The organism is Lacrimispora xylanisolvens (assembly GCF_002934545.1).
Lineage (GTDB): Bacteria > Bacillota > Clostridia > Lachnospirales > Lachnospiraceae > Lacrimispora > Lacrimispora xylanisolvens.
Window position 1 is genome coordinate 1 of the sequence record NZ_PTJA01000003.1, and the last position, 13,593, is coordinate 13,593.

The following is a 13,593-nucleotide window of genomic DNA, read 5'->3' on the forward strand; positions in this document are numbered from 1 at the left end:
GGAGAATCCCCAGAGATGTCCTTACCACTATACTTATAAAAAAGAATAAGTCTGAAAGCAATTTTTCTTGCTTACAAACTTATTATACGAGGAGAGCAGGATATGGAAAGAGTATATAAAACCATGAGAAATGCAGGTGCATTAAATATTGTTGTTGGAATTATAGTGACAGCCATCGGACTTGCTGCCGGTATCATTTCAATCGTAAACGGAGCAATCTTAATGAAAAGAAAATCTGAAATTACATTTTAACCGTTATCACAAGAGCGGAGGCTGTCAGAATCCATAAAATTCTGGCAGCTCTCTCCTTTTGGAATAAAGATGGAGCTGTTATGATTAAAAATGCGACGAAACGGCAGAAATTTGGTTGGGTGATTTTTATAATTTACCTGATCTTTTTGGCGTATTTTCTGTTTTTCTCCGATTATTTTGGAAGAGGCGGCCATATACGGGAGGAATACGCATATAACCTGATTCCGCTGAAGGAAATTAAGAGATTTATTGTTTACCGCCATGTGGTGGGGTTTAAATCTTTCCTTTTAAATGTGGTTGGGAATATAGTCTGTTTCATGCCTTTTGGATTTTTTCTGCCGGTGATCAGCCGCAGGAGCCGCCGCTTTTTCAATACAACACTGCTCAGTTTTTTATTCAGTCTCTGTATCGAAACCACCCAGCTTATTTTCAAGGTGGGAAGTTTTGATGTGGATGATATGATTTTAAACTCCCTGGGAGGAATGATTGGATATATTTTTTATAAAATAGTACAGCACATAAGAGTAAGGAGGATGAGGCGTGTCAAAGCAGAAAAGAGTATCCTACATTAGAAAACCGTATGCTAAAAATAGTTTTCTGGCGTTGGGACTGGCTTTAGGAGCACTGGTTTTAGGGATACTTGGAATATCCAGTGCTGCAATTACTGCAGGACAGGCGCAGTTAAACGTTGCGGCTGTCTGCTTTTGCAGCATGTTAATTTCTATCTTTTCCCTGTTTTATGGTGTTCTTTCTTTCTTTGAAAAGGAAAAAAAATACATACTGTCTAAGATCGGAATTGGCATCAGTGTTTTGCTGATTATTTTTTGGATAGTTCTTCTTATTATTGGAATGAAGGGGTAAAAAAATGGATAGTAGAAAAATGTTTGAACAGGAAAATGAAGGAATTATGGAACGGTTTCAATTGTCTATGGAGCGGATCAGTCAGATCTCTTACGAGAAGACCGTGTCACAGCCGTTTCATGATTATTTTACAAGGACAGCCTCATTTATATGCCTGATGGGGGAATACCTCGACTTTATAGAAGAGGGAAAGCTTAATACTGCTTCCTTAAAAGAACTGAAAGAATGGAACCAGAAATTTTATGAGGACATTCTTCCTGACGCTTATGAAACCAGTTATGCCAATCCAGCTTATGCAGTGGAAAAACTGGGAGACGGATTCGGTCAGCTCCTTTGCTACCTTTATAAAGAAATCAGAGGGGATATTGTTTTTATTCATGAAAACAGACTGACTGATATCACGATTTTAAATGAGGCATTGATAGAAATCTATAACATGTTTGAAGAGGGAGTGCCGGAGGTGGCCTCTGTAAAGGAGGTTATTTACTGGTTTGTCAGTGATTATACGGACCATACAGTGACTTTCCGTGTAAGAGAGGGCTTAGATCCTTCCCTTACCTTTGCAACTGATATTATTCGGGGCAGTGATTTAACGGATCTTCGCTATCTCTACCGCTTTGGGGAATATATTACGGATTCCGAGCTTAAAGTTGCAGATTATCTCAATTCCCTTCCGGAGGAGAAGGTTCGTCTGATGGCGGATACTTATACGGAAGGTTACAGAAAAGGCTTTGAGGTAATGGGCAGAGATTTATCCAAAAAGAAAGCAGTCCAGATCCGCTATGAGCTTGGCTTTGAACGCATGGTAAAATATGCCATAGAGAATTTCGAAAAACTGGGGCTTAAGGTGATTTTATGCCGTGCTGCAGTCTGGGCAGTGAATACCAATGTTGGACGGAAAGCAGGCTATTATAGTACATCACCAAACCGTCAGTATGATTATGATCACCGTTATGATGATGCGATCTATGTCAATAAAGCCTTTAAAGACCGAAAAGCTTCTGTACTGAAAGTTGCATACGAGACATACAAAGATCTGGCTGCCGCATTTGCAGGACCTGCAGTGATTCAGACGTTTGGAAAAGAAGGCTTCCAGCCGGTTAATAAACCGGAAGCCAACCACCTTGATCCCAAACAGGAGAAGCTTTCTGTGGAGATGGCCAGTGAAACAGCCAGAATATTAAATGAGTATGTACCCGGTGATGAGATCAGCTTTACCATCATCGCATTTCCCGTTCCGGAAATCGGTGATAATTTTGAAGATATATTTAATGAGACCATTGCCATCAATACCCTGGATTATGAAAAGTACAAAGGACTGCAGCAAACCATAATCGATGCACTGGATGAAGCAGACTATGTGGAAATTACAGGAAAAGGGAATAATAAAACCCGTCTGACAGTGGCACTCCATCATTTAAAAGACAGGGATAAAGAAACGAATTTTGAAAACTGTGTGGCCGATGTGAATATTCCCCTCGGCGAAGTATTTACTTCACCCAGACTGGCTGGAACAAGCGGTGTATTAGAAGTCAGCACGGTATACATTACTGATTTCCAGTTTAAGGATCTGGTTATGACATTTGAAGACGGCATGATCAAAGACTATTCCTGCAGTAATTTTGAAGATCCAAAGGAAGGGAAGGAACTGATCAGACAGGTGATTTTAAAGAACCATGACACTCTGCCCATGGGTGAGTTTGCCATCGGAACCAATACCACTGCTTATGCTATGGCAAGAAAGTTTGATATTCTTGATAAGCTTCCTATTTTAATTGTGGAGAAGATGGGACCACATTTTGCAGTTGGTGATACGTGCTACAGCTGGGCGGAAGACAGCAAGCTGTATAATCCCAATGGCAAGGAGATTATAGCCAAGGAAAATGAGGTTTCAGCACTGAGAAAAGAAGATGCATCCAAGGCATATTTTAACTGTCATACAGACATCACCATCCCTTACGCGGAACTGGATAAGATTGAAACGGTTTGTGGAGATGGTAAACGAACTTTGATAATTGAAGATGGAAAATTTATATTAAAAGGTACGGAAGAATTGAATCTGCCATTTTCCGGGCTGTAGGCTTTCATAATTGAAAACTTAGAGATTGCCATTAAGATATATTTATAATTGCCGATAATACACTATCGGTGTGAGGACTTTACAAAAGAGATAGTTGGAGGATACCAGATGAAGAATTTAAAGATTGGCAAAAGAATTGCAGTCTCTTTTGGAATTATTTTTATTTTGTTTTTAATTGTATCAGGCACCTCGTTATACAGTCTGATCGTTAATAATTCCAGGTTTGTAGAATTTTACAACAACGGTCATGAGGTATCGATGCTGACGGTTGAGATGAGACGCAATGTTGAGTCAGCAGCGAAGAATGTGGGCTATGCAACCATGATTTCAGATTTAATAAAAAAAGGTAACTATATTGACCAGTCTGAGGCAGATTTTAATGAATTAAAACAAAATCTTCAACAGCTGAAAGACAAATACAAGGGTGACAAAGCCCTGGTTGAAGATATTGAAAAGGCCCTCAGCGAAGCAGAGCCTTCCAAAGAAGAAGTCTTCACCCTGGCAAAAGACAACAGAACCAGGCAGGCAACAGAGGTTTTCTTTGAATCACTGGAACCGCGTTTTGACCAGATTCAGGCTGATCTGATCCAGATCAGTGATTCTGCCAAACAGAGTGCTGACAGTGATTATAAAAGATCCCAGTCTGATATGACCGGTACTGAAGTGATTGTTATCCTGCTTCAGATTATTGGAGCGGCAGCCACCATCATTCTTGCAGCTGCCATGACAAGAAGCATTGTTGCTCCTGTGAAACAGATTGAAAAAGCAGCGGCAGAGATGTCAAAAGGCAGTCTCCATGTTGATTTGAATTATCAGTCAAAGGATGAACTTGGCGGCCTTGGCAACAGTATGCGTTCCACCATATTAAATATTGGCAGTATCATCGATGATATAATCTACATCCTTGGATCCATGGCAGCTGGAGATTTTACAGTTGTTTCAAAGAACCACGAGCAGTATGTTCTGGATTATGAACCAATATTACTGGCAATCAGGAATATCAGGGATAATTTAAGCGATGCCTTTACCCGGATTAATGAATCCGCTGACTTAGTTGCAGGCGGTTCTGAGCAGGTATCATCCGGAGCTCAGGCTCTGTCCCAGGGAGCTACGGAACAGGCCTCATCCATTCAGGAACTGGCAGCAACCATTAATGATATCTCCAATCAGATTAATAAGAATGCCGAGAACGCCAAAGAGGCACGGTTAAAATCAGAAGAAGCCAGTCTTAATGTAACAAAGAGCAATCAGAAGATGATGGAAATGAATCAGGCCATGACTGAGATTAACACCAAATCCAGTGAGATCGGCAAGATCATTAAAACCATTGAGGACATTGCATTCCAGACCAATATTCTGGCATTAAATGCGGCAGTAGAAGCTGCAAGAGCAGGAGAGGCAGGAAAAGGCTTTGCTGTGGTAGCAGACGAAGTCCGCAACCTTGCAAGCAAGTCAGGAGAAGCTGCTAAAAATACTACCATTCTCATTGAAGAAAGTCTGCAGGCAGTGGAGAATGGAAACAGAATCACTGCTGAAACAGCAAAGGCCATGCAGGAGGTTGTTGAAGGAAGCCGCCGCATTAATATGATTATAGAAGAAATAGCAGCCGCTTCGGACAAACAGGCTGCCGCTGTTAATCAGGTTACACTGGGAATCGATCAGATTTCCAGTGTGGTTCAGACCACTTCTGCTACAGCAGAACAGAGTGCGGCTGCCAGTGAAGAATTATCCGGACAGGCACAGATTATGAAAAGCCTGATTCAGCAATTCAAGGTACATGGCAGCACAGCGGAGAAGAGCAGCCTGCCTTTAAACACGGAAAAGAAAGAAGCAGAGGCTGATTTTATTCCGGTTTATCAGGAAGAAGAGCTGGAGCCGGTTGTCATTGACCCGGTATACTTTGAAGACTCCTCTTCATTTAAGAACAGCAAATATTAAATACAGAACAGGTGTGAAAAGCAGGAGGATGTCAGATCCTTCCGGTTTTCACGCCTGTTTTTTTTGTTACCGGGTATACTTAAAATTATAAAGAAAAATATTGACGAGTCAGAGAAAAGCTAGTATTATAATTAATAAGTGCAAATTAATTAATAAGCATATAATATTAGGTAAACTTATTAATAACATTACTCTTAATAATGATTACACACGATTGGAAGAGAAAGAGGAGAAATTACTATGGCAAATGTATCTATTGTTATGGGAAGTGATTCAGATATGCCTGTTATGGCGCAGGCTGCAGAGGTTCTTGAAAAACTGGGAGTAGAATTCGAAATGACTGTTATTTCTGCGCACAGAGAACCGGATATATTTTTTGAATATGCGAAAACAGCAGAAGCCAGAGGCATCAAAGTGATCATCGCCGGAGCAGGTAAAGCAGCTCACCTTCCTGGAATGTGTGCCGCATTATTTCCTATGCCTGTCATTGGTATTCCTATGAAGACTTCAGATCTTGGGGGAGTGGATTCCCTGTATTCCATTGTACAGATGCCTTCCGGCATTCCGGTAGCCACAGTAGCTATTAACGGAGGTACCAATGCTGGAATTCTGGCTGCAAAGATATTAGCTGCAGGAGATGCTAAGCTTTTGGCAAGGCTGAAGGATTATTCTGAGAATCTGAAGAATGATGTAGTGAAAAAAGCAGAGAAACTGGATAAGATCGGATATCAGGAATACTTGTCCCAGATGAAATAAAGGAAGAAAAAGCGGAGGAAAAAGAGATGGATTATAAGAATGCCGGAGTTGATATTGAAGCTGGTTACAAATCGGTTGAATTAATGAAAAAGCATGTACAGGAAACCATGAGACCAGAGGTACTTGGCGGACTTGGCGGATTTTCAGGAGCGTTTTCCATGTCAGCATTCAAAGATATGGAGAAGCCAACCCTGGTGTCCGGAACCGACGGAGTAGGAACTAAGCTGAAGATAGCATTTCTTATGGATCAACATAATACCGTTGGTATTGACTGTGTAGCCATGTGCGTCAATGATATTGCCTGTGCAGGCGGCGAACCTCTGTTTTTTCTTGACTATATTGCCTGCGGAAAGAATTATCCGGAAAAGATAGCTGAGATCGTCAGCGGTGTGGCAGAAGGCTGCAAGCAGGCAGGAGCCGCACTGATTGGAGGAGAAACTGCAGAGATGCCTGGTTTTTATCCTGAGGATGAATATGATCTTGCAGGTTTTGCAGTAGGAGTGGTTGATGAAAAAAATCTGATTACCGGCAAATCCATCGAAGCAGATGATGTGTTAATCGGTATTGCCTCCTCCGGTGTCCACAGCAATGGCTTTTCCCTTGTCCGCAAGGTTTTTGATGTAACAAAAGAGAATTTAAATGTTTATTATGAAGAGCTTGGTAAAACCCTTGGCGAATGCTTAATTGTGCCCACCAAGATTTATGTGAAAGCATTAAAAAGCGTAAAAGAGAGCGGTGTGACCATTAAAGGCTGCAGCCATATTACCGGAGGCGGATTTTACGAGAATATACCCCGTATGCTTCCAGATGGAATCTGTGCTGAAGTGGAAAAAGACAGCTATGAAGTGCCCGCAATCTTTAAGCTTATGGAAGCGAAAGGTGAGATAGCAGAAGAGATCATGTACAATACCTTTAACATGGGAATTGGTATGGTGCTGGCGGTGGATCCTGCTGATCAGGATAAAGCAATGGAGGCAATCAAAGCTGCAGGAGAAACCCCTTATGTAATCGGCTGTACAAAAGCCGGTGAGAAGGGTGTGGTCTTATGCTAAGAGTCGGCGTTCTGGTATCCGGCGGGGGAACCAATCTTCAGGCGGTTCTTAATGCCATTGACAGCGGGGAGATTAAAAACGCGGAAGTCAAAGTAGTCATCAGCAATAACAAAAGTGCCTACGCATTAGAACGTGCAAGGAATCATGGAATCGATGCTCTTTGCATTTCCCCTAAGGAGTTTGAAAACAGAACGCAGTTTCATAATGAACTATTATTGAAAATTGATGAGTATCGTCTTGATTTAATCGTACTAGCCGGTTTTCTGGTTACCATTCCTGAAGCGATGATTCAGAAATACAGAAACCGCATTATCAATATTCATCCTTCCCTGATCCCTTCTTTTTGCGGAACCGGCTATTTTGGGCTGAAGGTTCATGAAGCAGCATTGGCCAGAGGTGTGAAGATTACAGGTGCTACTGTCCATTATGTTGATGAGGGAACGGATACAGGTCCCATACTTCTGCAAAAGGCAGTGGAGGTAAAGGAAGGTGATACGCCGGAAGAACTTCAGAAAAGAGTCATGGAAGAAGCGGAGTGGGTCATTCTTCCCCAGGCGATTGCACTGATTGCAAAGGAACAGGAGGAAAAAGCATGAAGGTTCTGATCATTGGAGGCGGGGGCAGAGAGCATGCCATTGCATGGAAGGTCGCCCAGAGTCCTAAGGTTCAAAAGCTGTACTGCGCTCCGGGAAATGCCGGAATTGCTGAAATTGCAGAATGCGTTGACATCGGAGTGATGGATTTTGACAGTCAGGTGGAATTTGCCAGAAGCAAAGAGATTGACCTGGTAATTGTCGGACCCGATGATCCTCTTGTGGCAGGTGCTGCTGATGCATTTATAAACGCAGGAATCCGGGTATTTGGTCCGGAGAAAAAGGCTGCCTGTCTGGAAGGCTCCAAGTCTTTTTCTAAGGATCTGATGAAAAAATACGGAATCCCCACGGCTGCTTACGAAACCTTTGATTCAGCAGAGGATGCACTTGTTTATCTGGAAACTGCCAAAATGCCGGTTGTTTTAAAGGCAGATGGTCTGGCTCTTGGTAAAGGCGTATTAATCTGCAATTCATTAGAAGAGGCAAAGGACGGTGTCAGAACCCTGATGCTGGATAAGCAGTTCGGTTCTGCCGGTGACCGGATTGTAGTGGAAGAATTCATGGTTGGCCGGGAAGTGTCCGTACTTTCTTTTGTAGATGGCAAAAACATAAAGATAATGACTTCTGCCCAGGATCATAAACGGGCTCAGGACGGAGATCAAGGCCTTAACACAGGCGGAATGGGAACATTTTCTCCCAGTCCCTTCTATACTGAGGAGATAGATGCATTCTGCAAAAAATACATCTATCAGGCAACAGTGGATGCAATGTTGTCTGAGAACAGGGAATTTAAGGGAATTATCTTTTTTGGTTTAATGCTGACAAACCAGGGTCCTAAGGTTTTAGAGTATAATGCAAGATTTGGTGATCCGGAAACGCAGGTCGTACTTCCGAGAATGAAAAATGACATTATAGAGGTGTTTGAGGCCTGCATCGATGGAACACTAAATGACATTGACTTACAATTTGAAGATAATGCAGCGGTCTGTGTGGTTCTGGCTTCTGATGGATATCCGGAGCATTATGAAAAAGGGTTTCCAATCAAAGGGCTGGAGCGTTTTAAAGGACAGAATGGATACTATGCATTCCATGCAGGAAGCAAGTTTGATAAAGAGCAAATTCCCGTTACTAACGGTGGAAGAGTTCTTGGTGTGACAGCTCTTGGAGATAATTTAAAAGAAGCAAGAGCCAACGCTTATGAAGCCGTTAAATGGGTGGATTTTGAAAATAAATTTATGAGACATGATATTGGTAAGGCAATTGATGAAGCGTAGAGCCGCCTGATGTCAGCGGGTTTTCTGCATAAAAAAACGTTGACACGACAGAATTTTCATGATATTGTATCTCTACAGTAGGACTTTGTTCTTTTAAAGTGTTTTTCTACATCACTATCTGATGACGGCATAGGATAAGACTGGATTTACACAGTTTCATAGTACCGGAAGACATATAAAACGGGTTGCATAAAGGTGTAACTGAGCCGATATCCAGGTTACGGGTATCGGCTTTTCCCATAATGCCTGATAAAGGGAGGCTGATCGGCAGGAGTAATAAAAATAAAGTTGATGTTTAAAGGTAGAGGGTATGTCAAAATTTGACAAAATATGCTGGACGAGTAATATGACGAAAAATGTCTAAAATAAACTATGTAATACTAATGTTTGGGGTTTTTAAAAACTACATAGTTTGTACCAGTGCGGTCTTCGGTACAAACTTCAGGTGCATAATTATGCACAGGAATGGAGGAAAATATGCTAGAATGTTTACGTAAATTAAATTTACCGGAGTATGTACAGGATATTTTAAATCAGTCACAAGGTGTGGTCATTCCAAAATCAAGAAATGAACTGTTAACTCTTGCTATGGGCGGCGATGAGAATGTTACATTTGATGTTGATTATGAAGTGGAAGGCAAGGGAAGAGTGTTAGAGGCGACTGCAACCAGATGTAAAAATGGTATTGTAGTGAATTATATGGAAGATTACATGCGCAGACGTGATCCAAATTCCATGCTGATTGCAGATAAGAATCCTACGGATAAGCCAAGATATGAAGATGTTTATCACAAAGATTTCGAAATTCTCAGAATGGATACCTTTGACTGGCTGAAAAATCAGGAACTGATATTTTTCCCATTTAAATCCGGCGGTCTGGAGTATGGTTATGATTCTGTTTTAGTAGCTCCGGCCAACGCAGGATTTTTCGCAGCAGGCCTTGCGGATCTCCAGGGATTTTTAAACATAGACGAAATCACATATGATTTTAAACCGAGAGCTGTTGTTTTTCTCGCACCGCCATTCCGTCATACACATTTTAATGGAAAACAGGTAGTGGTTCATAACCGTCTTCAGGGAATACATGAGGTATATGCCTATAATCTTTATCCAGGTCCAAGTGCCAAAAAAGGTATTTATGGCGTGCTTTTAGACATTGGTGAGGAAGAAGGCTGGGTAACAGCACATGCATCCGCAGTAAAGGTTATCACTCCTTACGACAATGAAATCGTGATTATGCATGAAGGTGCTTCCGGCGGCGGAAAAAGTGAAATGCTGGAAGATATCCATAAAGAGATGGATGGAAGAGTTGTATTAGGAAAAAATACGGTGACAGGAGAAAAGTATTTCTTAAATCTCTCAGAGACCTGCGATTTGATTCCTGTAACAGATGATATGGCACTGTGCCACCCCAAGATGCAGCAGGGCAGTAAGAAACTGGTTGTAAAGGATGCAGAGTCTTCCTGGTTCTTAAGAGTGGATAATATTAAGCGTTACGGAGCTTCTCCCCAGTATGAAAGAATATTCATTCAGCCGGAAGAACCGTTAATCTTTTTAAACCTTCAGGGAGTACCGGAAGCAACCTGTCTGCCATGGGAGCATACCATGGACAGCACTGGAAAACCATGCCCCAATCCTCGGGTAATTCTGCCAAGAAAGCTGGTTCCAAATTCCATTGATGAGCCGGTTGAGGTTGATGTGAGAAGCTTTGGAGTCAGAACACCTGCCTGTACAAAGGCAAATCCGTCATATGGAATTATGGGTATTATGCATATCCTTCCTCCAGCTCTTGCATGGCTGTGGCGTCTGGTAGCACCAAGAGGTTACAACAACCCAAGTATTATTGACTCCCAGGGAATGACCAGCGAAGGAGTGGGCTCCTACTGGCCATTTGCAACAGGTAAGATGGTAACACAGGCAAACCTTCTTCTGGATCAGATATTACAGTCTACCAACACCCGCTATGTTCTGATTCCCAATCAGCATATCGGAGCGTATGAAGTGAGCTTTATGCCTGAGTGGATCTCCAGAGAATATATTGCACGCCGCGGAAGCGCGAAGTTCAAGCCAGAACATCTGGTAGAAGCCCGCTGTCCTCTGTTAGGATTTGGTCTTGATTCATTAAAGATTGATGGACAATATATCAGAAGAGCATTCTTAAGACCGGAGACACAGCAGGAAGTGGGAATCGAAGGCTATGATGCAGGTGCTGAAATCTTAACTGAGTTCTTCAGACAGGAACTGGTTAAATACAATACAGATGACTTAAATCCATTAGGAAAGCAGATTATTGAGATGTTCATGAAGGGTGCAACAGTTCAGGATTATCTTGAAATTATGCCTATGAGATATTAAAAAAGATACGCAGCTCTTAAGATGGGGTTCATCCATAGAGCTGCGTTTTTTGTCATTTATTATTTCTTTCGTACCTGATTCTGCCAGGACACTTTTCCGGATTAATCCGCCACATACAGATTTTGCAGTGAAGACAGGCTCCTGTATCTTTTCCGTTTCTGGCATCATTTGCCCAGTTGGGATTAACCAGAGTCCCCCGTCCGATATCAACCATATCGACGCCGGTTGCAGTTAATATTTCATCGGCCTGCTCTGGGGAAATGATTTCTCCCACGGTGAAAACCGGTACAGAGACCTGTTTCCTGATCTCCTGTGCACCGTAAATTAAGTCCGTGAACGGGTAGCTATCCGGCTTAAATGGGTCTGAAAGCTGCATAAATCCAAAAGAGATGTTGAGAAAATCAATCCCTTCTGCCTGGAAAATCAGGGCATGATCAATCCCGTCTGCCAGTGTTGGCTCGAACGCACCCAGCCGCATTCCCACGACAAAAGAATCGGGTGTTCGTTTTCGGATCTCTCTGATTATTTCCAGAGCAAACAGCGCCGGATTATTCCCATATTCATCATTTCGCACGTTCACCCGGCTGTTTAAGAACTGACTGATTAAATAGTTGTGGCATCCATGAAGCTCCACTCCATCATAACCTGCCTTATATGCCCGTTCTGCAGCATCTGCAAATGAGTTCTGAATCCGGTGCAATTCCAAACCTGTGAGTGCTCTGGATTTTTTCATGGTTCCCTTCACCATACACTGGATGTCACTGGGGCAGACGGTTTCTTCCATAAAGCCGAAGACGCCGCCGTGATGAATCTGTACGAAGATGGGTGTCCCTGTTTCATGAACCGCATTTGTAATTCTTTTAAGTCCTTCGATCTGCCCGTCTTCCCAGATTCCAATCTGTGAATCACAGAGTCTCCCATCCTTTTCCACACAGGTCGCCTCCTGAATGATGAGTCCTGGTCCGCCCTGGGCAATTTTACGGTAATGCTCCACCTGAATATCAGTTACATAGCCTGTGTCATCGGTACGGTTGTAGATTACCATGGGAGGTACGGCGATTCTGTTTTTTACCTCCAGATTACGAATCTTCATTGAATTAAATAATTTGTTCATTGATGATCTCCTTTTTATAATTATGATTATATCCATTGTCAGTCAGAAAGTAAAGAAGGGCAATGAGCGGCATGGCCATTCCTATGAGAGAAGCACCTGACCAGCTTGCATATGCATAAGCCCAGCCGCCCAGAAAAGAGCCAAGCGCTCCTCCGGTGAAGAAAACTGCCATAAATATGCCATTCATTCTTCCACGGGTCTGATCCCCCAGTTCGTAAATTGCCTTTTGGCTCACTACCAGATTTCCCGATACGGCCATATCAAGAAGAAGGGCAGCTGCCAGAAAGACCATAAGGGAGATTCGGGTGGGAGATAAGATCCCGTGGGTGAGCAGGAATGCCGCCGATGCAGTGAAAAAAGCCAGGAGAGTAAGCGGTTTTGTATACCCTTTGTCAGCCAGCTTTCCGGCAACAGGGGATACCGCTGCTCCTCCCACACCAGCCAGAGAAAATAATGCAATCCCGGTCTGGGTCAGGTGATAATGTTCTTCCAGCCACATAGGAGCCACAGTCCAGAAAAGACTGAAAGAGCAAAAGAGGCAGGCCTGATACACCGCCCTGCGCTTTAGTACAGGTGTGTGAATGAATAGCGGTAACAAAGAAGCGATCAGACTGCGGTATGACTGATTCTTTAAGGGACTGCGGGGAGGAAGCAGATACACCAGTAAAACTGCAATGACTGCCATAATACCGGCAGATAAAAGAAATACGCTTCGCCAGCCGGTAAATTGGGCAAGCAGGCTGGAAAAGGGACGTGCTGCCATAATACCAAGTAAAAGTCCACTCATAACATTGCCCACCATACGTCCCTGCTCCTTCGCGGGAACCAGCGAAGCGGAGTAAGGAACTAATATCTGTGCAGATACAGAACCAATACCGGTCAGGCAGGCTGCAAAAAGAAACAGGCCGGCATGGTGCGTGAGAGCACTAATGATCAGACCGCAGGCAGCCGTCATCAGGCCTAAGCCGGTTAAAAGCCGGTTTTCTGCCATATCGCTGAACGGTACGATAAAAAGAAGTCCAATTACGTACCCCAGCTGAGTCATGGTGACAATCAGCCCTGTCATTGATCTGGGCATGGAAAGGGAATTGCCGATCAGTCCGGCAAGAGGCTGAGCGTAATATAAATTTGCGGCAATCAGACCGCAGGAGGCAGCCAGAAGGAATACCAGCCACAGAGGAGATTGATTTTTGTTCATTTTATTTTCTTTCATAAAGAAACCTCATTTCTCTTGAATTATATAAACTGTACGTATCGTTTAGTAATTAAATCTTAATCCTATTCTATACAAATGTCAATCGATTTCCCTTGAAAAAAA

General features: G+C 42.8%; 12 protein-coding genes. 10 read left to right on the plus strand and 2 right to left on the minus strand.

Annotated features, from left to right (window positions below):
- Positions 1 to 102 precede the first annotated feature (102 nt).
- From BXY41_RS26615 to BXY41_RS05740, 10 genes are all read left to right on the plus strand, one after another.
- A complete protein-coding gene (locus BXY41_RS26615; protein ID WP_170072231.1) occupies positions 103 to 252 on the plus strand; it encodes a hypothetical protein in 150 nt (49 codons plus the stop codon).
- 80 nt (positions 253 to 332) lie between these two features.
- Positions 333 to 824, plus strand: coding sequence for a VanZ family protein (locus tag BXY41_RS05700; protein ID WP_104435682.1), 492 nt, complete (start codon positions 333 to 335; stop codon positions 822 to 824).
- Entirely contained in the window at positions 793 to 1,113 is a 321-nt protein-coding gene (locus BXY41_RS05705; protein WP_104435684.1) for a DUF6142 family protein, read from the plus strand. The genes BXY41_RS05700 and BXY41_RS05705 overlap by 32 nt, the downstream gene beginning before the upstream one ends.
- Positions 1,114 to 1,117: 4 nt before the next feature.
- Complete coding sequence (locus BXY41_RS05710; protein ID WP_104435686.1) at positions 1,118 to 3,193, plus strand: aminopeptidase; 2,076 nt, start codon at positions 1,118 to 1,120, stop codon at positions 3,191 to 3,193.
- Between the two features lie 108 nt (positions 3,194 to 3,301).
- Positions 3,302 to 5,131, plus strand: coding sequence for a methyl-accepting chemotaxis protein (locus BXY41_RS05715; protein ID WP_104435689.1), 1,830 nt, complete (start codon positions 3,302 to 3,304; stop codon positions 5,129 to 5,131).
- Positions 5,132 to 5,371: 240 nt separating this feature from the next.
- Positions 5,372 to 5,887 carry a 5-(carboxyamino)imidazole ribonucleotide mutase gene (gene purE, locus BXY41_RS05720; RefSeq protein WP_104435691.1) on the plus strand — a complete coding sequence of 172 codons (516 nt, stop codon included), beginning with the start codon at positions 5,372 to 5,374 and terminating at the stop codon, positions 5,885 to 5,887.
- 26 nt (positions 5,888 to 5,913) lie between these two features.
- Positions 5,914 to 6,939, plus strand: coding sequence for a phosphoribosylformylglycinamidine cyclo-ligase (gene purM / locus BXY41_RS05725; RefSeq protein ID WP_104435693.1), 1,026 nt, complete (start codon positions 5,914 to 5,916; stop codon positions 6,937 to 6,939).
- Positions 6,933 to 7,535 carry a phosphoribosylglycinamide formyltransferase gene (gene purN, locus BXY41_RS05730; protein ID WP_104435696.1) on the plus strand — a complete coding sequence of 201 codons (603 nt, stop codon included), beginning with the start codon at positions 6,933 to 6,935 and terminating at the stop codon, positions 7,533 to 7,535. The genes purM and purN overlap by 7 nt, the downstream gene beginning before the upstream one ends.
- Positions 7,532 to 8,806 (plus strand): phosphoribosylamine--glycine ligase, encoded by a 1,275-nt coding sequence (purD, locus tag BXY41_RS05735; RefSeq protein WP_104435698.1) that lies wholly within the window; start codon positions 7,532 to 7,534, stop codon positions 8,804 to 8,806. Before purN ends, purD begins: the two co-directional genes overlap by 4 nt.
- A 477-nt stretch (positions 8,807 to 9,283) precedes the next feature.
- Positions 9,284 to 11,161: a DUF4914 family protein gene (locus BXY41_RS05740; RefSeq protein ID WP_104435701.1), complete on the plus strand. Its 1,878-nt coding sequence runs from the start codon at positions 9,284 to 9,286 to the stop codon at positions 11,159 to 11,161.
- A gap of 52 nt (positions 11,162 to 11,213) precedes the next feature.
- Here the strand turns inward: BXY41_RS05740 and BXY41_RS05745 are convergent, their stop codons facing one another.
- Both BXY41_RS05745 and BXY41_RS05750 read right to left on the minus strand, forming a co-directional pair.
- On the minus strand, positions 11,214 to 12,275 hold the full coding sequence (locus tag BXY41_RS05745) for an NADH:flavin oxidoreductase (RefSeq protein WP_104435703.1): 1,062 nt from the start codon (positions 12,273 to 12,275) through the stop codon (positions 11,214 to 11,216).
- Complete coding sequence (locus BXY41_RS05750; RefSeq protein WP_104435705.1) at positions 12,259 to 13,488, minus strand: MFS transporter; 1,230 nt, start codon at positions 13,486 to 13,488, stop codon at positions 12,259 to 12,261. Before BXY41_RS05750 ends, BXY41_RS05745 begins: the two co-directional genes overlap by 17 nt.
- Between the last annotated feature and the right edge of the window lie 105 nt (positions 13,489 to 13,593).